Below are 20,998 nucleotides of genomic sequence, written 5' to 3'. Positions count from 1 at the left end.
GTGATACGGTGAAGGGAACAGCAAGACCGCCCACACCCGCCCACTGCACACCCTCGGCTTTCGGGGCAAGCGGAGCGCGCAGGCCCGATAGGGCCGGAGGCGTCAGGGGTCAAAGCCGAATGGCCGTGACTCGGAACGAGGCGCGGGGCGCAGCCCGCGAACCCGACGGCGGAACGCCGGGACGCCCGGTTACTGCTGGAGTTTCTTGGGCTGCTTCGACGTGCGCGATTCCAGCAAGCGCCGCGTAGTCTCCAATTCCTTCTGCAACAGCTCGGCATCCGGCAGCACGGTACGGTAGTTCGCCGCCATCACCTTCGACGGCAAGCCTTCCAGCGCATACCGCGCCAGCGCATGGCCCTTGTCGGCGCAGAGGATCAAACCCACGGGCGGGTTTTCATCGGGATAGGCCCAATGCTCCTTGGCGTAGTTGCAATACATGAGCATCTGGCCCACGTCGGCATGGGACAGGCTGCCCAGCTTCAAGTCGATGATGACCAGGCAGCGCAGTCGTCGGTGGAAAAACAGAAGATCCACCCGATACCAGGTCTGGTCGATGCGCAAGCGTCGCTGCCGCCCGACGAAGGTGAACCCTTCGCCCAGCTCCAGCAGAAAATCCTCCAGCCGCTGGATCAGCGCGGCCTCCAGATCGGATTCGGAATACTCGTCCTTGAGGTTCAGGAACTCCAGCACATAGGGGTCTTTGATCGCATCGTCCGGCCTGACGGCATCCTCGGGCCTCGGCGCTGCGCCCTTGACCAGCATTGCCGCTTTGTCCTTGGACAAGGCCGTGCGCTCGTAGAACTGGCTGCCGATCTGCCGGTCAAGCTGGCGCACGCTCCAGCCGCCGCGTAGCGCTTCGGCTTCGTAGAAGCGGCGGGCATGGTCGTCCTTGACCGACAGCAGGCGCACATAAGCCGACCACGGCAGCGGGAACACCTGCGCCAGCTCGGTCAGGGTGAATTTCCGAGACACTGTCTCGGAAATCTCGGCAGGTAGCTCGTCACCCGATTTCCGAGACAGTGCCTCGGAAATCACGGGCCGAGGGTATGCGGCGAAGAACCGCCGCATGTTCTCCAAATTGTCCGGGCTGAAACCGCGCCCGAAGCGCGCGGTCAGGTCAGCGGACAGCCGGGCAATCAACTGCTCGCCATATCCCGCACGCCGCTTGCCCTGTTGTTCGGCCTCCACGATACGGCGGCCAATCTCCCAATAGCTGGCCGTCATCAGCGCATTGACGCTGCGCGCCGCCGCCTGGCGCGCAGCGTCCAGCAGTTCCACGATGCCGCCGTGGATGCCGGCGTAGCCGGCAGGCAGGGCGGCGTCTTTGGATGCCTTGGGCGTCCGGGCGCTCATGCCGTGGCCTCCTGCGGCTGCTGCTGCCGCGCCCCGGTGATGGTCTGCCGCCGGGTCGCCACCAGTTCGGCGGCCTGGCGCACCGGATCGTCCTCGGTATGGACATAGCGCATGAACATCGCCACGGTCTTGTGCGCCGTCAGCGCCATGCCGACCTTGACCGGAATACCCGAATTGGCAATGTCGGTCGCGGAGCGGTGGCGAATGCCGTGGGTGCCGACCTTCGGCACGCCGGCATTGCGAAGGATGCGCCGCCACCCCTGATAGTAGGTGTGGGTGCTGAGGGGCTTGCGGTGGTCGATGATCGCCGGGCAGACATAGGGCGAATCGCCATAGCGGGGGGCGCTCGTCAGCCGCCGCTTGGCTTCCTCGCTCAAGGGCTTGGACATATCGCCAGTCTTGCTGTCCGGCCAGACCACCCGGCCATTGGGCAGGTCGAGCCAATCCCACTGCAACAGCAGGATTTCCGACATGCGCGCCGCGAACTCAAATTGCAGCCGGACGGCCAGCAAGAGGATGGGATGCTCCAAGTTCTCGGCCTCGGCCTTGTCCAGATAGGCGAACAGCTTGACCATCTGGTCATCGGTAATGAGCCGGGTCGAGCCTTTCTCCGGGTACTTGGGCACATGGCGGCACGGGTTGGAGCCGTCTAGCCGGTAGCCCCATAGCTCGGCCAGATTGAACATTTTGCGCACGAGCGACAGCACCCGGTTGGCCTGGGTGGGCGACTTCTCCATGCGCTTCATCAGCGCGGTAATGTCGTTGCGCGTGACTTCGTGGACCTTCTTGGTTCCAAAGGCCGGAATGACGAAGGTGTCGATCTGGTACTGGTAGCCGGCCTGGGTGCTCGGCTTGTTGTGCGGCTTGGAGTGGTCATCCATGAACCGGCCGCACAGTTCCTTGACCGTCGGGGCCTTGCGGGCATCCGCCTTGTCCAGTCCGGGGTCGCCGCCGCGCCGGACTTCGGCCAGCCAGTCTTGCGCCAGCGATCGGGCCTGTTCGACCGTCAGCTCCCCGAACTGGCCGAGCGACGGTTTGCGCCGCACGCCGGAGTTCGTGCGGTACTGAAGCATGAATACCTTGCGCCCGGTTGGTGTAACCTTGCACAAGAAACCCGGAACGAGCGTATCCCGGAGTTCCACGTCGCAGGTTTGCGCCTGTGCCGTGTCAACGACGGACTTGGTGAGTTTGATTTTCGCCATGAGGGTGCTCCTTAAAGGCCCCGATTCCAGGGGCCGGCTAGGAGCCAAGCGAAAGGGAACCGGGGCGGTTTGCATCGCGCACCGGGATATGATGGAAGGCATTGGTTAGCTGGAAAACCTGCTACAGCAAGCCCCATCCAACCCTATCGTTGCCCCGGTGCGGAAGCCATGCTCTGGCTTAAAATCCCTCGGGGGTAACCCCGTGCCGGTTCGACCCCGGCTCCGGGCACCATTGTGTTTCCTGGCGTTCAGCCGACTTCTGCGTTCCTTCCCCGATTTTCTTCCGGCCCGCCATCGCGCGGCAATCAACGAGTCGACGTTGCCTTCTTTCCCTCCTCGGCCTTGGAGGCGTTTCATTCTAGTACGGCTCCGTATAGGGTTCGCCCTGGCTGGTGTGCGGGAGTGTTTGTGCAGCTTGAAGTAGTTGTCTTTGGAAGTTTGATTTTTTGTCGTTATCTTCTGCTCCTGCTTTTTAATTTCCTTTCCGAATATATTCAATTCACTGGCGGAATTATCCTCTTTTCTCCTGCATGAATTGGTAGGCGGTACTTCCTCGTTGCTGTGCTTTGCTGACAGGGAAGGATCGCGAATCAGGGTTTTTCGCCTCTTTCGTTTATGAACAGGAATTCATATATCGGAGATCAATCATGGCTTGGAAAGGTGAGGTTCTGGCTAATAACGAAGCAGGGCAGGTAACGTCGCTTATCTACAATCCGGGCGATGTCATTACCATCGTCGCCGCCGGTTGGGCCAGTTACGGACCTACCCAGAAATGGGGGCCGCAGGGCGATCGGGAGCATCCGGACCAAGGGCTGATCTGCCACGATGCGTTTTGTGGTGCGCTGGTCATGAAGATTGGCAACAGCGGAACCATTCCGGTCAATACCGGGTTGTTCCGTTGGGTTGCACCCAATAATGTCCAGGGTGCAATCACTCTTATCTACAACGACGTGCCCGGAACCTATGGCAATAACTCCGGCTCGTTCAGTGTCAATATTGGAAAGGATCAGTCCTGATAACTTGTCTCGGAAAAAAAGGGCCCGAATGGGCTCTTTTTTTAAATGCAAATAAAGTGAAGTTGCCCGTGTGGCCGTTATGAACGGACAGGCAGCGCTTCGCAGTTGCGACTACCAATGACAAGAGTATCGAACTCCTGGAGCTGCCGCGGTCGTGGGAAACCGAGCGAGTGGGGGCGGGGAACTGCTTCAACACGCTTCGGTCTGAACGGGAATATCGATTCCTGACCCGATTCAGAATTCCGTCCACATAGTAGACAGTACCGAAGCCGATGCCCTGCCGACTTTCCCTGGTTGTATTTCCCGCTCTCTTCTCCATTGCCGCTGGCGCCGCGGAGGAACTCAAGGACATGGCAGGTTCGACCATCGTCGTTGCCGGAAGACTCGAGGCCGTCGAATGCCCTGGCGCAGGCCTGTACGATTGCACGGGGTGGCCTGCCAACCTGTACCGTTTCGAGGGACAGGACGTGTGCCTCAGCATCGAGGCTGGCTGCGATTACAGTTGCGATGGCATTCTCAGCGAGAAGGGCGGCACGCAATCGATCCTGGTTTCCGGCTCCTATCGCGATCACATCCGCAAGGTGGAAGGCACGCAGGTCTCCTGCCCGCGCTAGAGACGCTCGGCCGAGCGCTGGAAACATCGCGAGGTGCAACGGACGGTCTGCCGCCCGCTGAAGAAGGCGAGCGGCGTGGGATGTGCTAGGGTGCCCGTTGTTTGCAGGGAGGACCCAGGGCATGGAGCACCCATACAAGACCCCAGAGGCGGACCTGGCCGAGGAGAAGCTGACTGCGAGAGGTTTCCTTTCCGGCGGGCAGCCGCTGTGGAAGGCATTCTGGCTGTTCTTCGCTGCGGGTTTCTTATTGCTCAGCGTCGCCGCCAGGCAGGCGATGGTGGCCATTGTCGATCCGCTGATGCAGGAAGCTCCCGGCGAACATGCGGTGGCCCTGACCTTGTGGGGAATGGTCGGTGTCGAGCTAGTTAGGCTGGCCTACCTGTGCCTCAGCCTCGTCGTGGTCTGGCGCTGCGGGCGCAATTCCCGCTGGGTGGCTGCGCGCCATGCCAGCAGGGCGGTGCTGTTGGCACTGATACTCCTGACCCTTTACTCGATCTATCTGGTCTGGGCCTTGCTCGCCAGTCCCTGAGCGACGCGCCGAGGCTGGCGAGCATGCTGGTACGGCCCATTCCACGTGCCTGCGTTGGCTAACGCCGCAGCCAGTCCTCCAGTTGCTCCGGCAGCATCGGCTGGGCGATCAGATAGCCCTGGCCCTCGTGGCAGCCCCAGGCCTGCAGCAGGTGGAAGGTGTCGTGGGTCTCGATGCCTTCCGCGACCACCCGATAACCCAACTGGCTGGCCAGGCCGATCACCGCCTGGGTGACGCTCTGCGCCTTCGGCGAGCCGGCGAGGTCGCGGGTGAACGATTGGTCGAGCTTGATGGCGGTGATTGGCAGATCGCGCAGGTAGGTCCAGTTGCTGTAGCCGGTGCCGAAGTCGTCCACCGCGATGCCCATGCCAAGCTCCCGGGCACGCAGCAGCACCGAGCCGACCGCCGAGGCGTCGCGGATGAGTACGCTTTCGGTGAATTCCAGCTCGAGGGCGGAAAGGTCGATGTCGTAGGTTTTGGCGAGTCTGACGGCCTCTTCCAGGAAGCTGCTGTCTTCCATGTCCGATGCCGATACGTTGATCGCCAGCCTGAGCGGGATGTTCCGTGCGTTCCATTGCGCCAGCTGGGCCATGGCATGGCGCAGCACCCAGTCGCTGAGGGGGCGCATCAGTGCGGTTTTCTCCGCCAGGGGCACGAATTCGGCGGGGCTGACGAAGCCGAGTTGCGGGTGCCGCCAGCGCAGCAGCGCTTCCACGCCTGTGCACCTGCCTGTCGGCAGGTCGATTTTCGGCTGATACACCAGATGGAAGCCTTCTTCGGTTCCGATCGCCTGGGACAGCGAGGTCAGCAATGTGAAGGCACGCTGCTGGGCCTGGTCCAGCGGCGGGTTGTAGCGGGCCCAGCCGACACCGCGGTCGCGGGCGTCGTCGGCCGCGCTGACCACCAGGCGCAGCCAGTCCTGATCGCCGTCGAGGGGATCGTCGGCAAGCGGTAGTACGCCGAGGCCCACGTTGGCCTTGATCGGGATCCCGCGACATACGACGGGGCTTTCGAAGGCCCGCAGCAGGCGGAGGCAGACCGACTCGGTTTCTTCCTGTTGCTGCCGTGGCAGCAGCAGTCCGAAGCGCGTCGGGCTGATCTTGTAGAGAGTGAAATCCGGCAGTTCCGCGCGGATGCGGTCGCGCGCCTCGAGCATGAGGTCGTTGGAAAAGGGATAGCCCAGCGTACGGATGATGGTATTCAGCAGGGCGAGGGGCAGGAGGTCGGCGGCGATCACGGTGAGGGCGCCGTCGCGCTGCAGGCGCAGGGAAACGTCCTCCTGCAGGCGGAGACGGTTGTACAGGCCGGTTGGCTCGTCGATGTAGTTGGTCGAGCGGAGCGTATGGATACGGGCCATCACCAGCCGGGCGAAGTGCTCGAGCATGGCGACGTCCCGCTCGGCCAGCGGCCCGCGTGGTTCCCGGTCGATGACGCAGAGGCTGCCGAGGTTGAGACCTTCCGCGGTGGCCAGCGGAGCCCCGGCGTAGAAGCGGATGCGCGGTTCGCCTTGCACATAGGGGTTGTCCCGGAAGCGCGGGTCGAGGGTGGCGTCGGCCACCTCGAATACTCCCTTGCCCAGGATCGCATAGGCGCAGAACGAATCCCGTCGCGGCGTCTGCCGGATATCGAGGCCGATGCTCGCGCGAAACCACTGGCGCTGATGGTCGAGGATGGAAATGAGCGCGATGGGCGTCTGGAAGTAGGACGTAGCGGCGGCGAGGATTTCCTCGAATACCTCGTCCGCACCTTCTTCCAGCAGACCGAGTTGGTCGACGTAGGCCTGTCTCGAATGCTCGTCCTCGGGATAGGGTGGGGTTGCCATGCTGGACTCCTGGGCTACTGCGATGTCGGGCATCGGCAATCAATGATGTCATTGTGCCTTTATTTCGTGGAGCGCGGGCTCTTTTCCCAGATTGCAGCGATGAAAGGGCGTGGAGGTTGATCGCGGTCATGCCGGTACGGCCTTCGACGCCGACGCCAGCTCTGCGAAATCGATTACCTGGTAAACGGACTCTTCCTATATCGGCCAGCATCACCGCTCGCTAAAACGGTCGCACATGCTTCCACCGAGAAAAGACATGTCCGACACGCTCTCCTTCGCCTCGCGCCTCTGCAAGTTCGTCATCCTTCTCGTCATCCTGCTGATCGGCGGCGCCAGCCTCTTCCTGTGGTGGCTGGGGCGGCCTTACCAGGACGCCATGTCCGCCTTCGTCCCGTTGCTCATGCCGATGCTGTTTCTGGTGCTGGCGTTCGACACCTTTCGCGCCTTCTTCCGCCCCGGGCGCTAGGCCTCCGGGCGCGCAGGCACCGATGCAGCGCTGTATCCCCGTGCTGCCCCCTGTCAGCACTGATACGTGGAGAGTCTTCGCAGGCCAGCCACTGACCCGGAGGAAGCTTCCGAATCGCCGGATCGCTACAACGCGCCAGCCTGCATGTCGTCATCTTCGAACAGTTCTTCCGCGATTTACTGAAGGAGCGGCGGGCTCTTCGCCACAGCGGAAGGGCCAGCCCATGCCTGCCCGCCGAGTGGCGCTTCGCTCAATGGCCGGGGAGAATGTCCACGGCGCCCGGCTTGTCGTAGGCGCCGAAGCGATCGACCAGGGTCGCGCTGGCGGCGTTCAGGCCCAGCACGTCGACCTGCACGCCGCGCTGGCGAAAGCCCAGGACCACCTTGTCCAGTGCCGCGACGGCGGTGACGTCCCACAGGTGGGCGTGGCGCAGGTCGATGAGCACATGCTCCAGTGTCTCTTTCAGGTCGAAGGCAGCGACGAACCTGCCGGACGACGCGAAGAACACCTGCCCGCTCACCTGGTAGTGGCGGCGGGTGCCGTCGGCGGAGCGTTCGCTGTCGATATCGAGGTAGTGCCCGATCTTGTTGGCGAAGAACAGCGAGGCCAGGAGAACGCCGGCGACCACGCCGAAGGCCAGGTTGTGGGTGGCGAGGACCACGCCGACCGTCACCAGCATGACCAGGTTGGTCGATAGCGGGTAGCGCTTCAGGTTGCGGATCGACTCCCAGCGGAAGGTGCCGATGGATACCATGATCATCACCGCCACCAGGGCCGCCATGGGAATCCGCCCGACCCAGTCGCTGAGGAACACCACCATCAGCAGCAGCGCGACGCCGGCCACCAGGGTCGAGAGCCGGCTGCGCCCGCCGGATTTAACATTGATCACCGACTGGCCGATCATCGCGCAGCCAGCCATGCCGCCGAGCAGGCCGGTGGCTATGTTCGCCAGGCCCTGGCCCTTGCATTCGCGGTTCTTGTCGCTGCCGGTGTCGGTCATCTCGTCGACGATGGTGGCGGTCATCAGCGACTCCAGAAGGCCGACCACCGCCAGGGCGGCGGAGTAGGGCAGGACGATCAGCAGGGTGTCGAGGTTCAGCGGCACGTCCGGCCAGAGGAACAGCGGCAGGCTGTCGGGCAACTGACCCATGTCGCCGACGGTGCGGATGTCCAGGCCCAGGTAGATGGATATGCCGGTGAGGACCAGGATGCATACCAGCGGAGAGGGCAGCAGCCGGCCGATCCGTGGCAGGTGCGGGAAGCCGTAGACGATCGCCAGGCCCGCGGCGGTCATCGCGTAGACCGGCCAGCCGACATCGGTGAGTTCGGGTAGCTGGGCCATGAAGATGAGGATCGCCAGGGCATTGACGAAACCGGTCACCACCGAGTGCGAGACGAAGCGCATCAGCGAACCCAGGCGCAGGTAGCCGGCGAGTATCTGCAGCACGCCGCAGAGCAGGGTCGCTGCCAGCAGGTATTGCAGGCCGTGGTCCTTCACCAGGTTGACCATCAGCAGCGCCATGGCGCCAGTCGCGGCGGAGATCATTCCCGGACGGCCGCCGGCGAAGGCGATCACCACCGCCATGCTGAAGGAGGCGTACAGGCCGATCTTCGGGTCGACCCCGGCGATGATGGAGAAGGCGATGGCCTCGGGGATCAGCGCCAGGGCGACGACCAGGCCGGCGAGCAGGTCGCCGCGGAGGTTGGAGAACCAGTTCTGTTTCAGCGTCTGTAGCATCGGGATACCCAGGGGCGAGGCACGGCCCGTGCAGTCGGTCGACAGCGCGGGCCGCGGGATGGCATTGGAAAAAACAAGGGATGACGACAGGCGTTCAGGCGAACGAACGCTGGCCACGGTCGTTCGGACCGTGGCCGGAAGGGGCAGGCATGGCTATGGCGGAGTGGGCAGCCAGGTCATCGGGGAGTAGCGGGTAGTCGCTTGCAGGGAGCGGCAGCATAGCCGATTCGACAGGTTCGACCAAGCCGGCAGCTCGGGCTTTCCCTGGGGTGCGTCGCGATCGACGGCATGGAACCAAACAAGCGAAACGGTTCTAAGCTATCGAGGGATCGTCCTCGCATGGAGAGAACATCATCATGTTCAACACTCGTTCTGTGCTCGCGCTGGTCGTGAGCCTGTCCCTGATCGGCGGTACGCCTGCCGTCCTGGCCGACCCGGGCAATGGCAAGGGCAACCCGCACGGTAACCAGATGGACGGCGGAAAGGGTAACAAGGGCAACAAAGGCAACCAGGGTGGCCACGACAACCATGGCGGCCCCGGCAACAAGGGCGGCGGCGCCGGCCAGAAGGGCAACGGCGGCGGCAACTGGGACTCGGGACCGCGTATCGACGTCGGCGGGGTACGGGTGATCCTCGGCGACAACCGCGGCTACTGGAACCCGGGGCCGGCCCTGCCGCCCGGCATCCAGAAGAACCTGGCGCGCGGCAAGCCGCTGCCGCCCGGCATCGCCAAGAAACTCGACGGCCGCCTGCTAGGCCGGCTGCCGCACTACGACGGCTACGAGTGGATGCAGGCCGGCACCGACCTGCTGCTGGTGGCGGTGGCGACCGGGCTGATCTACGAGGTGCTGGACAACGTCCTCGACTGATCGAACCCTGGCTGTGCATGGCGGATAGCGCCACAACGCTATCCGCCATGACCCCCCGTTGGAGCGGCGGATAATCGCGTTGCGGTTGTCCGCCTTACCTCATGGAAGTCGTTTCCTTACCCCAGGTCAGGCCCGCAGGCGTTGCAGGGCATCGCCCAGTTGCGCGGAGAGGCCGTGGAGATCGCGGCTGGCGGCTTCGGTCTGCTCCACCTGTTCCTGGTTGCTGGAGGCGATCGAGGCGATTTCCGTGAGGTTGCGGGAAATGTCCTCGGCCACGGCGGTCTGTTCCTCGGCGGCGGTAGCGATCTGGCGGTTCATGTCGCGGATCGATTCGACCGAGGCGGTGATCTGGCGCAGCATGGCGCCGGCGTTGGCAACCTGCTCGGCACCGGCCTCGCTGCGCGACTGCCCGCTTTCGATGGCGCGCGCGGCATTCACCGCGCCGTTCTGCACGGTATCGATGATCTGGTGGATCTCGGCGATGGACTCGGCGGTGCGCTGCGCCAGGGTGCGGACCTCGTCGGCGACCACCGCGAAGCCACGGCCGGCATCGCCGGCGCGGGCGGCTTCGATGGCCGCGTTGAGGGCGAGCAGGTTGGTCTGCTCGGCGATGCCACGGATCACGTCGAGGACCTTGCCGATCCTGCCGCTATCGCTTTCCAATTGGCGGATGACCTCCACCGTATGGTCGATCTCCTTGCGCATCTCGCCGATGCTGCGAATCGTTTCTTCCATCACGTCTTCGCCGCGCTGGGCGGAATCGTCCGCCTCGTCGGCGGCCCTGGCCGCGTCGCCGGCGTAGCGCGCCACTTCCTGGGCGGTGGCGGACATTTCCTGCATCGCCGTGGCGACCTGGTCGGTGCGGCTGAACTGCTCGCGGGTACCGGCCGCCATCAGGCTGGCGATCGCGTTCAGCGAGCCGCTGGCGCTGTCCAGGTCGCGGGTACTGCGCCGCAGCCGGTCGAAGATGTCCACCAGGAAGTCGCGCAGGGTGTTGGCGGCCAGGGCCAGCTTGCCGAGTTCGTCCTTGCGCCGGATCTCGATGCGCTCGCCGAAGTCGCCATGGCTGAGCTGGGCGATGTGCTCGATCAGGCGTTGCACCGGACGGACCAGGTTGCGGTTGACCAGCCACAGGCTGAGCAGGGCGACGGCCAGGCTGGCGCCGATCAGCACCAGGCTGCCGAGCAGCATGGTGCGCCGGGCCTCCGCGCTGATGGAGGAGGAATGGAGATCACTGGCCTGGTGCAGTTCGTCGCGCAGGGCCTGCATCTGCGCGGTGGTGGCGCGGTCGATGCCGGCCACCGCCTGGTCGCCGGCGATGGGGTCGGCGCCCGCCTCGAGGAACCGTTGCCTGCCTTGTCGGTAAGCCGTACCGAGTCGCCGGTGCTCTTCGCGCAGGCGTTCGACACGATCCTTCAACTCGCCTTCGGCCACGCTGCCCAGGCGCCCGAGGATGTCCTGCACCGCTCGCTCCTGGGCTTCGAACTGGCTCCAGTATTTCGTCTGGGCCTCTGCCTGGCGTCCGCGCAGCAGGACGTTCTTCCATTCCTGGACCTGGCCGCGGAATTGCAGGTTGGCCTCGTCGATCAGTTGCGCCGCCCGCACGGGGCCGCCGAGCAGCTCGCGGTAGGCGCGTACGTCGCCGGTCAGCGAGCCGAAGCAGGCCAGGGCTATGAGTAGCAGCGCAGCCAGGCTGCCGCCGAGCAGGACAAGGATTTGCGCACGTAGGGATTGTTGCAGCATGGAACGCCTCGATGGATTGCCAGGTTGGACCGGCACGCAGGCTGCGACGAGGCAGCCGAGGACGTCCCTGTGGCCCGGCGAGGCGGGCATGGCGCGTGTTCCGGCTCGCAGAGTATCGACAGCGGATCTGACAACTTGAGGACGACGCAGGGGCCGGGCCAGAGCCGACGAAGGGAAATAGCTGGCATGGATGTTCTGCGGGGCTTCGGTTAATCTCTGTGACGAATGTCACATTGTGCCAGTCGAAGGATCTGATTCATGGATGTCCCTCCCACCGTTCAGGATGAACAGGCCGTTTCCCGCCAGTTGCACTCGTTGAGTGTGCGCAATCTCGCTCACCTGGCCGCTGCCCTGACCCAGCTCGGCTTCGAGCTGTCGCGCAGCTCCGACCCTGGCACCCGCCAGGCGGCCAATGCCTTCATCGGCCAGTTGGCCAATATCAACCAGGACATCGATCGACAGATCGAGCTGCTCAGCGCGCTGGACGCCGACAACGTGGGGTTTCGCCTGCTGGACGAGGTGCAATACCCGGATGCGCCCGAATGAGCCGACGCCAGGAGCACGCAAAGAGTGGAGGGGGTGTGCGGGCCGAGAGCGGCAGTCTCCCGGCGTGGCGCTGATCAGTCTTCCTGGCGCAGGTCGCTGAGCATCTGCTCCCAGTACTGGTTGGCCTTGCGGTTGAGATCGAAGGCGGCTTGACGCAACTGGTCATACTCGGCGCCGCTGTAGCCGCTTTCGCGCAGCTTCTGGCGAGCGGCGTCGGCTTCTTCGCGCAGACGGTTGTAGGTCGCCTGGTCGTCCGCCCAGGTCCTGCCTGTGCGCCGGGTGTACTTGTCCTGGGGTTCAGCCATGGGTTCTCCTTGCGGGCCGGATGGGACTTGGAAAAACGCTGCGCTGAACAGACTTTTTCCAATGGCAAAAATTCAAAAAAAACTGACGGATTGCGCGACTTCGCTATTGGTACCGATGTCCCATACCTGTACGCCAGCCGATGAAATTTGTGCGTTCCTCGCCAAGTCGGCTAGCTTGTTCAGGCTTGCGCCTTGGCGCTCGCCGTCTCTCCGGTAAGCTGGGAACGTTGTCGCCATGGGCTCGGAGACTGCGCGGACGGCGCCATGGCGACAGGTCCGACCTTTCCCTCCGATGGGTTTTGCGAGTAAGGAAATGCTATGAGAAGCAAGGCGTCCGGCTTGGCGCTGGTGGTAGTGGCGGGGCTTGTGGCGGGTTGCGCCAGCAGTGGCTATCAGCCCGAGGTCGACTGGCCGGCCGGCTGGCAGGTGATCACCGAGAGCATCCCACCCGAGGCCAGCGACGTGGAGCAACTGGGCTCCCGGCAACTGGCGACCAAGCTCGGGCCGGGAGGCGAGAAGGAAGCCAGCATCGAGTTGCTCAGCCTGAAGATGATGGAAGAGGAGTCGGTGGAGATCGACGGCCAGTTCCAGAGTGTCTTCGATGTCGTCCAATCGGGCTACCGCAAGGCCGGGCTGGGCTCGCGCTGCACCACACCGATCCGCTCGAACCTCGGCGGCCTGGCATCGCTGGAGACCCACTGCCGGATCAGCCAGGGCAACGAGGTGCTGCTGACCCAGATCGTGGCGATGGCCCTGGGACAGCGCGCGATGTACTCCCTGGTATATACCGCCAGTCCGGCCAACAGCGTGGTCTACCGGCAGAGCTACCTGCGCACCCGGGCCAGCCTGGTCCTGCGCTGAAGGGCCAGCCGCTCGACGCCTGGACGCGACCGGCGTCGCTCAGGCTTCCTCGGGCGGCGCCTCGACGCTGAGATAGCGATGGGCGCCGCAACGCCGGCAACGTTGGCGCAGCATCAGGTCGGGGCCTACCGTGACCAGGCTACCTTCGTCCCAGCGGCAACCTCGCAAGAAACAACGCAAGCGCATGACTCCTCCCCGCGGGGCGGCTCGCCCCGTCCACGAAACAGGCAGTGGTGGTGTGGTTCACTCCGGCTTGTTCTTGTCTGGAGGTGGGAAAAGCCTGCGGCGAAGCGTCTAGAATGGGCAACCTAAATTCGCCGGATCATTCCGCGGCGGGATTCATCACCCAACTGGCGGCGGTGACCTGCGGTGCCAGGCACAGCTCGCCGACCATCTGTTCCACCAGCGAATCCTCCTTGTGCAGGGTGAACACCACGGCGTTCACTTCCACGTTGCCGCTGCCTTTCAGCGCGTGGCTTTCCAGGCTCTGCAGGTTCAGGCGGTTGTCGCCCATGCGTTGCAGCAACTGCATGCGCACCAGCGCTTCGTTGCGCGCCTCGCAGGACACGCTGATCTGGTAGAAGCGCTCCTGCTCGGCCTCGCCCGAGGTGTGGCGGTCCACCACCCGGCCGAGAGCGGGCAGGAACAGGTTGGCGATGACGATCAGCGCGGTCGTCATGCAGGCCGCCAGGATGAAACCGCTGCCGGCCAGTACGCCGATCGCGCCGGTGCTCCAGATGCTCGCCGCAGTGCTCAGGCCGCGTACGCTGAGGCCGTCGCGCATGATCACGCCGGCGCCGAGAAAACCGATGCCGCTGACTACCTGGGCCGCCATGCGGGTCACGCTGACCTCGTTGTCGAGCAACAGCGGCAGGATCGAGAAGCTGGCCGCACCGAGTGCGACCATCGCGTGGGTGGCCATGCCGGAAGAGCGCTGTCGCCATTGTCGCTCGAGACCGACCAGCGCACCGAGGCCGAGGGCCGTCACCAGGCCGATGGCGATTTCCGGGGTCATGCTGTGCTCCTGTGAAAAACCGCCCATTCTACGCCGTTCCGTTGGGCCGCGCCGGAGCCGACGGCCCTGGGCGGACAAGCCTCTTGCGTTTACCTTTACGTTAACGTAAACATGCTCTTCGACTTCACCGACACCGCTCGCCGGTGTCCGTCGTAGCGCCCTGGCGGCGCAGGACGACGGTTCAGCGACATTCCCAGAACAACCACAACAAGGGAAAGCCATGAATCAGCCGAGCTATACCTCGGGTCGCCAGGATGTCGCCTTGCTGGCGACCACCGTCGGCGACGCCTTCGATGCCACCGTCGCGCATCATGCCGAGCGCGAGGCGCTGGTGGTGCGGCATCAACGCCTGCGCTACAGCTGGCGGCAACTGGCGGAGCGGGTCGATACCTACGCCCGCGCCTTCATCGCCCTGGGCCTGCGCCCCGGCGAGCGCCTGGGGATCTGGGCGCCGAACTGCGCCGAATGGTGCATTACCCAGTTTGCCAGCGCCAAGGTCGGCGCGGTCCTGGTGAACATCAACCCGGCATACCGCAGCAGCGAGCTGGAATACGCTCTCAAGCAGTCCGGTTGCAGCTGGCTGATCTGCGCCGACGCCTTCAAGACCAGCGACTACCACGCGATGCTCGGCGACCTGCTGCCGGAGCTGGCGCGGGCGCGTCCGGGCGAACTGGCTAGCGAGCGCCTGCCGGAACTGCGCGGCGTGATCAGCCTGGCCGAGCGGGCGCCGGCGGGCTTCCTGCACTGGCAGGGCCTGCCGGGGCTGGCCGCCGCGGTAGGCGCCGAGGAACTGCGCCAGCGCCAGGCCTCGCTGCAGTTCGACGAGCCGATCAACATCCAGTACACCTCCGGTACCACCGGCTTCCCCAAGGGCGCCACCCTCAGCCACTACAACATCCTCAACAACGGCTACATGGTCGGCGAAAGCCTCGGACTCGGCGCGGAAGACCGCCTGGTGATCCCGGTGCCGCTGTATCACTGCTTCGGCATGGTGATGGGCAACCTCGGCTGCGTCACCCACGGCTCGACCATGATCTACCCGGCGCCCAGCTTCGACGCCGAGGCGACCCTGCTGGCCGTGGCCGAGGAGCGCGCCACCGCGCTGTACGGGGTACCGACCATGTTCATCGCCGAGCTGGATCATCCGCGCCGCCGCGAATTCGACCTTTCCAGCCTGCGCACCGGAATCATGGCCGGCGCCACCTGCCCGATCGAGGTGATGCGGCGGGTCATTGGCGACATGCACATGGCCGAGGTGCAGATCGCCTACGGCATGACCGAGACCAGTCCGGTGTCGCTGCAGACCGGTCCGGACGATGGCCTGGAGCTGCGCGTGACCACTGTCGGACGCACCCAGCCGAGGCTGGAGAGCAAGATCGTCGACCAGACGGGCAGGGTGGTGCCGCGCGGCGAGATCGGCGAGCTGTGCACCCGCGGCTACAGCGTGATGCTCGGCTACTGGAACGACCCCCAGGCCACCGCCGAGGCCATCGACCCGGCGCGCTGGATGCACACCGGCGACCTGGCGGTGATGGACGACGACGGCTACGTGCGGATCGTCGGGCGCAGCAAGGACATGATCATCCGCGGCGGCGAGAACATCTATCCGCGCGAACTGGAGGAGTTCTTCTTCACTCACCCGGCGGTGGCCGACGTGCAGGTGATCGGCATCCCCGACGAGCGCTATGGCGAGGAAATCGTCGCCTGGATCAAGCTGCATCCGGGCCACCACGCCGATGACGAACAGTTGCGGGCGTTCTGCAAGGCGCGTATCGCTCACTTCAAGATCCCGCGCCACTTCAAGTTCGTCGACGAGTTCCCGATGACCGTTACCGGCAAGATCCAGAAGTTCCGCATGCGCGAGGTCAGCATCGAAGAGATTCGCCTACTCGCGCTGCGCCAGGGGCGCGATTGAGAGGATGGAGCCGCGCCCCGCTCCTGCGCTAAGGTGGCGGGCGGCGCGCAGCGAGGCGAGAGGGGCGGGTGAAGAACGACGGCGAGACTCAGGCGAGCACCAAGGGCACCATCTCGGTGCGCCTGGTCGGCGAGGCGCTGGTGGAGTGGCGCCGGCAGGGCGGCGAGGAGGGGGAGGTCCTCCAGGCCGCCGGTATCGATCCGCAGCTGCTCGGCAAACCCTACGCGCGGGTCACCTCGCACGCCTATTCGCGGCTCTGGCTGGATCTCGCTCGGCGCATGGACGACGAGTTCTTCGGCATGGACTCGCGGCGCCTGAAGAGTGGCAGCTTCGCTTTCATGAGCCGCTGCGCGATCCACGAGCAGACCCTGGAGCCGGCGCTGACCGGCATCCTGCGATTCCTCTGCCTGCAGTTCGACGACTTCCAGCCGCGCCTGCAGCGCCGCGGCGGCCTGGCGGAAATCGTCCTCGACGAGGCGCCGGGCCGGTACGGGCGAGCGCTGTCCTACTTCACCCTATGGATGATCACCCATGGCCTGGCCTGCTGGCTGGTCGGCCGGCGCATCCCGATCCTGGCCATCGACCTGCGCTGTCCGCAGCCGGACTACATCGAGGACTACCGGGTGATGTTCAGCGACAACCTGCGTTTCTCCCGTCCCCTCAGCCGCCTGCTGTTCAATGCCGACTGCCTGGCCTTGCCGGTCCGCCGCGACAAGCGGGAGCTGCGGCGCTTCCTGCTCGGCGCGCCGGCCAACATCCTGGTCCGCTATCGCGATCCGCAGAGCCTGGCGGCGCGGATCAAGGCCTACCTGCGCAGCCTGCGGCCGGGACGCTGGCCGGACGCGGACGCGCTCGCCGGGCATTTCTTCATGGCGCCCTCGACCCTGCGCCGCAAGCTGTCCCTGGAAGGGCAGAGCTACCAGGCGCTGAAGGACCAGGTCCGCCGCGACCTGGCCATCGCGCGGCTGGACGCCGGCGCGGCGAATTTCGCCGAACTGGCGCTGGAGCTGGGCTTCGCCGATGGCAGCGCGTTCCACAAGGCGTTCAAGAAGTGGACCGGCTCGACCCCCGGGCAGTACCGGACGCAGGTCGCGGCGGAAACCGCGTCGGCCGAGTCGTCAGGCGTCTTGTCCGAAACGCTCGGCCATCGATAGGGTGAATGCCCGCGCAGCGTCATCCGCCGTATGTCGCGAACGGTTCGGCGGGGCAGGCGGCCAGCACGGATTGTCCAAACCGCTCAGGCAGATTGAAGCCTTTCGACATTGCCCCGCGTCGGCCACGGCGTGAAGATTCCGGCTACTCCATACAAAAACAAGCCGAGGAGTCCTGCAATGCGCGACTACGCCACCACTGCCGCCGGGTTCGACTTGCAGCGGACCGCCGCCGCCACGCTTTCCGGTACGCTCCAGGCGCTCAACGCCTGCGTCGAATGCTGCGACCGGCATGCCCTGCCGGGTCGGATCGCGTTGTTCTGGGAGGGCAAGGATGGCAGTCGCGCCAGCTATACCTTCAGCGAGCTGAAAGCGCTCTCCGGACGTTTCGCCAATTTCCTCCAGGCCCAGGGCGTACGCCCGGGCGACTGCGTCGCCGGCCTGTTGCCGCGCACGCCCGAGCTGCTGGTCACCATCCTCGGCGCCTGGCGCCTGGGCGCGGTGTACCAGCCGCTGTTCACCGCCTTCGGCCCGAAGGCCATCGAACACCGCGTGGCGACCGCCGGCAGCAAGGTGCTGGTCACCGATGCGGCCAACCGCGACAAGCTCGACGAACTCGCCGATCCGCCTCTGGCCGTCACCGTCGGCGGACCGAAGGGGCAGGGCATCCGTCGCGGCGATTTCAGCTTCTGGGCCGAGCTGGAGCGCTATCCGGCCGAATTCGAACCGGTTCCGCGCAGCGGCGAGGATCCGTTCCTGATGATGTTCACCTCCGGCACCACCGGCCTGGCCAAACCGGTGCCGGTGCCGCTCAAGGCGATCCTCGCCTTCGTCGGCTACCTGCGCGAGGCGGTGGACCTGCGCCCCGAGGACGCCTTCTGGAACCTCGCCGATCCGGGCTGGGCCTACGGCCTCTACTACGCTGTCGCCGGTCCCCTCGCCATGGGCCATCCGACCACCTTCTACGAAGGGCCGTTCAGCGTGGAAAGCACCTGCCGGATCATCCGTGACTACGGCATCACCAACCTCGCCGGATCGCCCACCGCCTATCGCCTGCTGATGGCCGCCGGCGCGGCCGCGGAAACTGCGCTGAAGGGGCGCCTGCGCGCGGTCAGCAGCGCCGGCGAGCCGTTGACCCCGGAGGTGATCCGCTGGTTCGCCGACAGGCTCGGCACCACCATCCACGATCATTACGGGCAGACCGAGCTGGGCATGGTGCTGTGCAACCACCATGCCCTGGCGCATCCGGTGCGGGTCGGCGCCGCCGGGTTCGCCTGTCCCGGGCACCGGGTAGTAGTGCTGGACGACGATCTCAACGAACTGCCGCCCGGCCAGCCAGGCATCCTCGCCCTCGACCGGCGGCGTTCGCCGCTGATGTGGTTTCCCGGCTACCAGGGCCTGGAAACCGCAGCCTTCGTCGGCGACTACTACCTGAGCGGCGATACCGTCGAACTCAACGAAGACGGCAGCATCAGCTTCGTCGGCCGCGCCGACGACGTCATTACCACCTCTGGCTACCGGGTCGGCCCGTTCGATGTGGAGAGCGCGCTGATCGAACACCCGGCAGTGATGGAGGCGGCGGTGATCGGCAAGCCCGACCCGGAGCGCACCGAACTGGTCAAGGCCTTCGTCGTGCTCTGCGCCGGCCACCGGCCGACGCCGGAACTGGCGGACGCATTGCAGCGATACGTGCGCCAGCGCCTGTCGGCGCACGCCTACCCGCGGGAGATCGAGTTCCTCGAGGAACTGCCGAAGACTCCCAGCGGCAAGATCCAGCGCTTTCTCCTGCGCAACCAGGAGATCGCCCGGCAACGCGAGGCGGCCCCACGGGCGGCCGCCGCGAACTGATTCAGCAGGAGAAAACGACGTGCGTATCGAAAATCGAGTGTTCCTGGTTACCGGCGGCAGCTCCGGCCTCGGCGCCGCCACCGCGAAGATGCTGGTGGAGCAGGGTGGCAAGGTGGTGCTGGCCGACATCAACGCCGAGGCCGGCGCGGCCAAGGCCGCCGAGCTTGGCGCCCAGGCGCGCTTCGTCAGGGCCGACATCGCCAGCGAGGCCGACGGCCGCCAGGCCGTGGCCGCTGCACTGGAGGCCTTCGGCGGCCTCCATGGCCTGGCCAATTGCGCGGGCGTGGCGCCGGCCGAGAAGGTCCTCGGACGCAATGGCATCCATGCCCTGGAGAGTTTCCGCCGGGTCATCGACATCAACCTGGTGGGCAGTTTCAACATGCTGCGCCTGGCCGCCGAGGCCATGTCCCAGGGCCAGCCGGACGAGGGCGGCGAGCGCGGGGTGATCGTCAATACCGCCTCGGTGGCGGCGTTCGACGGGCAGATCGGCCAGGCCGCCTATTCCGCCTCGAAGAGCGGGGTGGTCGGCATGACCCTGCCCATCGCCCGCGAGCTGGCGCGCTTCGGCATCCGCGTGATGACCATCGCCCCGGGCATCTTCGAGACACCGATGATGGCCGGCATGCCCCAGGAGGTGCGCGACTCCCTCGGCGCCAGCGTGCCGTTCCCGCCGCGCCTGGGGCGTCCGGACGAATACGCCGCGCTGGTCCGGCAGATCATCGAGAACAGCATGCTCAACGGCGAAGTGATTCGCCTCGACGGCGCCATCCGCATGGCCGCCCGCTAATACAGGAGGAAGATCCCATGACCCGCGAAGATCCGATCGTCATCGTCAGCGCCGTCCGCACCCCGATGGGCGGCTTCCTCGGCGACTTCAAGGACGTCAACGCCGCTACCCTCGGTGCCGCGGCGGTGCGCGCCGCGGTGGAGCGGGCGCGCCTGCAAGCCGACGAAGTGGACGAGGCCGTGCTCGGCTGCGTGCTCGCCGCCGGCCAGGGCCAGGCGCCGGCGCGCCAGGCGGTGCTTGGCGCCGGACTGGCGCGCGGCACGCCGTGCTCGACGCTGAACAAGATGTGCGGCTCGGGCATGAAGGCGCTGATGCTCGCCCATGACACGTTGCTCGCCGGCAGCGCCGGGGTCGCGCTGGCCGGGGGCATGGAAAGCATGTCCAACGCGCCCTACCTGCTGGAGCGCGCCCGTAGCGGCTACCGCATGGGCCACGGCAAGGTGCTCGACCACATGTTCCTCGACGGCCTCGAAGACGCCTACGACAAGGGCCGCCTGATGGGCACCTTCGCCGAGGACTGTGCCGAGGCCTACGGCTTCACCCGCGAAGCACAGGACGAGTTCGCCGTGGCCTCGCTGACCCGCGCGCAGCAAGCCATGCGCGACGGGCGCTTCCAGGCCGAGATCGTGCCGCTGACGGTCACCGCCGGCAAGACCGAGCGCCTGGTGGATAGCGACGAGCAGCCGCCGAAGGCCCGGCTGGACAAGATCCCGACCCTGAAGCCGGCGTTCCGCGAAGGCGGCACGGTGACCGCGGCCAACTCCAGTTCGATTTCCGACGGCGCCGCCGCGCTGGTCCTGATGCGCCTTTCCGAGGCCGAGCGACGCGGGCTCGCGCCGTTGGCGGCGATTCGTGGGCATGCTTCGTTCGCCGACGCGCCGAACCTGTTCCCCACCGCGCCGGTCGGTGCGGTGAAGCGCCTGATGCAGCGTACCGGCTGGTCGCTGGGCGAGGTCGACCTGTTCGAGGTCAACGAAGCCTTCGCCGTGGTCGGCATGGCGGCAATGCGCGACCTCGACCTGTCCCACGAGCGCCTCAACGTCCACGGCGGCGCCTGTGCGCTGGGCCATCCGATCGGCGCGTCCGGCGCGCGGATCGTCGTGACCCTGCTCAACGCCCTGCAGCAGTACGACCTGGAACGCGGCGTGGCGGCGGTCTGCATCGGCGGCGGCGAGGCGACCGCGATCGCCGTCGAGCGCTTGCGCTGATGCAGGCAGT

The 20,998-nt window shown here is 65.7% G+C and carries 20 protein-coding genes; 12 read left to right on the top strand and 8 right to left on the bottom strand.

Annotated elements, in window-relative coordinates; all coding sequences use genetic code 11:
• Nucleotides 1–189 precede the first annotated feature (189 nt).
• Together HMPREF3014_RS13040 and HMPREF3014_RS13035 are read right to left on the bottom strand one after the other, a co-directional pair.
• Nucleotides 190–1,353: a PDDEXK nuclease domain-containing protein gene (locus HMPREF3014_RS13040; protein WP_034017102.1), complete on the bottom strand. Its 1,164-nt coding sequence runs from the start codon at nucleotides 1,351–1,353 to the stop codon at nucleotides 190–192.
• Entirely contained in the window at nucleotides 1,350–2,555 is a 1,206-nt protein-coding gene (locus HMPREF3014_RS13035) for a tyrosine-type recombinase/integrase (RefSeq protein WP_034017100.1), read from the bottom strand. Before HMPREF3014_RS13035 ends, HMPREF3014_RS13040 begins: the two co-directional genes overlap by 4 nt.
• A 647-nt stretch (nucleotides 2,556–3,202) precedes the next feature.
• On the opposite strand from HMPREF3014_RS13035, the gene lecA reads away from it, so the two are divergent.
• The 3 genes from lecA to HMPREF3014_RS13020 all read left to right on the top strand — a co-directional run bounded on the left by lecA (nucleotide 3,203) and on the right by HMPREF3014_RS13020 (nucleotide 4,714).
• The gene (lecA, locus tag HMPREF3014_RS13030; protein WP_023087447.1) at nucleotides 3,203–3,571 is read left to right on the top strand and encodes a PA-I galactophilic lectin; all 369 of its coding nucleotides are present in this window, start codon (nucleotides 3,203–3,205) and stop codon (nucleotides 3,569–3,571) included.
• 272 nt (nucleotides 3,572–3,843) lie between these two features.
• Nucleotides 3,844–4,185 (top strand): hypothetical protein, encoded by a 342-nt coding sequence (locus HMPREF3014_RS13025; RefSeq protein ID WP_003120049.1) that lies wholly within the window; start codon nucleotides 3,844–3,846, stop codon nucleotides 4,183–4,185.
• A 121-nt stretch (nucleotides 4,186–4,306) separates the two neighbouring features.
• Complete coding sequence (locus HMPREF3014_RS13020; protein WP_003102495.1) at nucleotides 4,307–4,714, top strand: hypothetical protein; 408 nt, start codon at nucleotides 4,307–4,309, stop codon at nucleotides 4,712–4,714.
• 58 nt (nucleotides 4,715–4,772) lie between these two features.
• Here the strand turns inward: HMPREF3014_RS13020 and HMPREF3014_RS13015 are convergent, their stop codons facing one another.
• Nucleotides 4,773–6,536, bottom strand: a complete 1,764-nt coding sequence (locus tag HMPREF3014_RS13015; protein WP_003102498.1) for a cyclic di-GMP phosphodiesterase — start codon at nucleotides 6,534–6,536, stop codon at nucleotides 4,773–4,775.
• Between the two features lie 256 nt (nucleotides 6,537–6,792).
• On the opposite strand from HMPREF3014_RS13015, the gene HMPREF3014_RS13010 reads away from it, so the two are divergent.
• Nucleotides 6,793–7,002 (top strand): hypothetical protein, encoded by a 210-nt coding sequence (locus tag HMPREF3014_RS13010; RefSeq protein ID WP_023087448.1) that lies wholly within the window; start codon nucleotides 6,793–6,795, stop codon nucleotides 7,000–7,002.
• Nucleotides 7,003–7,252: 250 nt separating this feature from the next.
• Here the strand turns inward: HMPREF3014_RS13010 and HMPREF3014_RS13005 are convergent, their stop codons facing one another.
• On the bottom strand, nucleotides 7,253–8,740 hold the full coding sequence (locus HMPREF3014_RS13005; RefSeq protein WP_023087449.1) for a SulP family inorganic anion transporter: 1,488 nt from the start codon (nucleotides 8,738–8,740) through the stop codon (nucleotides 7,253–7,255).
• A gap of 356 nt (nucleotides 8,741–9,096) precedes the next feature.
• On the opposite strand from HMPREF3014_RS13005, the gene HMPREF3014_RS13000 reads away from it, so the two are divergent.
• Nucleotides 9,097–9,609, top strand: a complete 513-nt coding sequence (locus HMPREF3014_RS13000; RefSeq protein ID WP_003090028.1) for an anti-virulence regulator CigR family protein — start codon at nucleotides 9,097–9,099, stop codon at nucleotides 9,607–9,609.
• A 126-nt stretch (nucleotides 9,610–9,735) separates the two neighbouring features.
• Here HMPREF3014_RS13000 and ctpH read toward each other — a convergent pair whose 3' ends face one another.
• Nucleotides 9,736–11,442, bottom strand: coding sequence for a methyl-accepting chemotaxis protein CtpH (gene ctpH, locus HMPREF3014_RS12995; RefSeq protein ID WP_073647895.1), 1,707 nt, complete (start codon nucleotides 11,440–11,442; stop codon nucleotides 9,736–9,738).
• Nucleotides 11,443–11,610: 168 nt separating this feature from the next.
• Between ctpH and HMPREF3014_RS12990 the strand changes: the two genes are divergently transcribed.
• Nucleotides 11,611–11,898 (top strand): type 4 pili assembly inhibitor PlzR, encoded by a 288-nt coding sequence (locus tag HMPREF3014_RS12990; RefSeq protein WP_003102510.1) that lies wholly within the window; start codon nucleotides 11,611–11,613, stop codon nucleotides 11,896–11,898.
• Between the two features lie 74 nt (nucleotides 11,899–11,972).
• Here the strand turns inward: HMPREF3014_RS12990 and srfA are convergent, their stop codons facing one another.
• Nucleotides 11,973–12,203, bottom strand: a complete 231-nt coding sequence (srfA, locus tag HMPREF3014_RS12985; protein WP_003090022.1) for a stress response facilitator SrfA — start codon at nucleotides 12,201–12,203, stop codon at nucleotides 11,973–11,975.
• A gap of 318 nt (nucleotides 12,204–12,521) precedes the next feature.
• Here srfA and HMPREF3014_RS12980 point away from each other — a divergent pair, with 318 nt between their 5' ends.
• Complete coding sequence (locus HMPREF3014_RS12980) at nucleotides 12,522–13,064, top strand: DUF4946 domain-containing protein (protein ID WP_003090018.1); 543 nt, start codon at nucleotides 12,522–12,524, stop codon at nucleotides 13,062–13,064.
• Nucleotides 13,065–13,103: 39 nt separating this feature from the next.
• On the opposite strand, the gene HMPREF3014_RS34645 is transcribed toward HMPREF3014_RS12980, so the two are convergent.
• Nucleotides 13,104–13,250 (bottom strand): PSPA7_2676 family Cys-rich small protein, encoded by a 147-nt coding sequence (locus HMPREF3014_RS34645; RefSeq protein ID WP_003090016.1) that lies wholly within the window; start codon nucleotides 13,248–13,250, stop codon nucleotides 13,104–13,106.
• A 136-nt stretch (nucleotides 13,251–13,386) separates the two neighbouring features.
• Nucleotides 13,387–14,079, bottom strand: a complete 693-nt coding sequence (locus HMPREF3014_RS12975; protein ID WP_003102512.1) for an MgtC/SapB family protein — start codon at nucleotides 14,077–14,079, stop codon at nucleotides 13,387–13,389.
• 220 nt (nucleotides 14,080–14,299) lie between these two features.
• Here HMPREF3014_RS12975 and HMPREF3014_RS12970 point away from each other — a divergent pair, with 220 nt between their 5' ends.
• The 5 genes from HMPREF3014_RS12970 to HMPREF3014_RS12950 all read left to right on the top strand — a co-directional run bounded on the left by HMPREF3014_RS12970 (nucleotide 14,300) and on the right by HMPREF3014_RS12950 (nucleotide 20,988).
• Nucleotides 14,300–15,994, top strand: coding sequence for an AMP-binding protein (locus HMPREF3014_RS12970; protein ID WP_009314134.1), 1,695 nt, complete (start codon nucleotides 14,300–14,302; stop codon nucleotides 15,992–15,994).
• Nucleotides 15,995–16,062: 68 nt separating this feature from the next.
• Complete coding sequence (locus tag HMPREF3014_RS12965; protein WP_003116848.1) at nucleotides 16,063–17,148, top strand: AraC family transcriptional regulator; 1,086 nt, start codon at nucleotides 16,063–16,065, stop codon at nucleotides 17,146–17,148.
• 177 nt (nucleotides 17,149–17,325) lie between these two features.
• Nucleotides 17,326–18,993 carry an acyl-CoA synthetase gene (locus HMPREF3014_RS12960; RefSeq protein ID WP_003102517.1) on the top strand — a complete coding sequence of 556 codons (1,668 nt, stop codon included), beginning with the start codon at nucleotides 17,326–17,328 and terminating at the stop codon, nucleotides 18,991–18,993.
• 19 nt (nucleotides 18,994–19,012) lie between these two features.
• On the top strand, nucleotides 19,013–19,780 hold the full coding sequence (locus HMPREF3014_RS12955) for a 3-hydroxyacyl-CoA dehydrogenase (protein ID WP_003102518.1): 768 nt from the start codon (nucleotides 19,013–19,015) through the stop codon (nucleotides 19,778–19,780).
• Nucleotides 19,781–19,797: 17 nt separating this feature from the next.
• Entirely contained in the window at nucleotides 19,798–20,988 is a 1,191-nt protein-coding gene (locus HMPREF3014_RS12950) for an acetyl-CoA C-acyltransferase (protein WP_003108823.1), read from the top strand.
• Nucleotides 20,989–20,998 lie beyond the last annotated feature (10 nt).

This window comes from Pseudomonas sp. HMSC065H01, from assembly GCF_001815235.1.
In the GTDB taxonomy this organism is placed as follows: domain Bacteria; phylum Pseudomonadota; class Gammaproteobacteria; order Pseudomonadales; family Pseudomonadaceae; genus Pseudomonas; species Pseudomonas aeruginosa.
Note: the sequence above shows the minus strand (reverse complement) of the source record. Positions and strands in the feature narration are given on the sequence as shown.

Bases quoted from the DNA above. Each gene is read 5' to 3' on its own strand.
- HMPREF3014_RS12990 (WP_003102510.1), top strand. From the start codon at position 11,611: ATGGATGTCCCTCCCACCGTTCAGGATGAACAGGCCGTTTCCCGCCAG.
- HMPREF3014_RS12970 (WP_009314134.1), top strand. From the start codon at position 14,300: ATGAATCAGCCGAGCTATACCTCGGGTCGCCAGGATGTCGCCTTGCTG.
- ctpH (WP_073647895.1), bottom strand. From the start codon at position 11,442: ATGCCCGCCTCGCCGGGCCACAGGGACGTCCTCGGCTGCCTCGTCGCA.
- HMPREF3014_RS12950 (WP_003108823.1), top strand. From the start codon at position 19,798: ATGACCCGCGAAGATCCGATCGTCATCGTCAGCGCCGTCCGCACCCCG.
- HMPREF3014_RS13020 (WP_003102495.1), top strand. From the start codon at position 4,307: ATGGAGCACCCATACAAGACCCCAGAGGCGGACCTGGCCGAGGAGAAG.
- HMPREF3014_RS34645 (WP_003090016.1), bottom strand. From the start codon at position 13,250: ATGCGCTTGCGTTGTTTCTTGCGAGGTTGCCGCTGGGACGAAGGTAGC.
- HMPREF3014_RS13010 (WP_023087448.1), top strand. From the start codon at position 6,793: ATGTCCGACACGCTCTCCTTCGCCTCGCGCCTCTGCAAGTTCGTCATC.
- HMPREF3014_RS13035 (WP_034017100.1), bottom strand. From the start codon at position 2,555: ATGGCGAAAATCAAACTCACCAAGTCCGTCGTTGACACGGCACAGGCG.
- HMPREF3014_RS12975 (WP_003102512.1), bottom strand. From the start codon at position 14,079: ATGACCCCGGAAATCGCCATCGGCCTGGTGACGGCCCTCGGCCTCGGT.
- HMPREF3014_RS13025 (WP_003120049.1), top strand. From the start codon at position 3,844: ATGCCCTGCCGACTTTCCCTGGTTGTATTTCCCGCTCTCTTCTCCATT.
- srfA (WP_003090022.1), bottom strand. From the start codon at position 12,203: ATGGCTGAACCCCAGGACAAGTACACCCGGCGCACAGGCAGGACCTGG.
- lecA (WP_023087447.1), top strand. From the start codon at position 3,203: ATGGCTTGGAAAGGTGAGGTTCTGGCTAATAACGAAGCAGGGCAGGTA.
- HMPREF3014_RS13005 (WP_023087449.1), bottom strand. From the start codon at position 8,740: ATGCTACAGACGCTGAAACAGAACTGGTTCTCCAACCTCCGCGGCGAC.
- HMPREF3014_RS12980 (WP_003090018.1), top strand. From the start codon at position 12,522: ATGAGAAGCAAGGCGTCCGGCTTGGCGCTGGTGGTAGTGGCGGGGCTT.
- HMPREF3014_RS13000 (WP_003090028.1), top strand. From the start codon at position 9,097: ATGTTCAACACTCGTTCTGTGCTCGCGCTGGTCGTGAGCCTGTCCCTG.
- HMPREF3014_RS13040 (WP_034017102.1), bottom strand. From the start codon at position 1,353: ATGAGCGCCCGGACGCCCAAGGCATCCAAAGACGCCGCCCTGCCTGCC.
- HMPREF3014_RS13015 (WP_003102498.1), bottom strand. From the start codon at position 6,536: ATGGCAACCCCACCCTATCCCGAGGACGAGCATTCGAGACAGGCCTAC.
- HMPREF3014_RS12960 (WP_003102517.1), top strand. From the start codon at position 17,326: ATGCGCGACTACGCCACCACTGCCGCCGGGTTCGACTTGCAGCGGACC.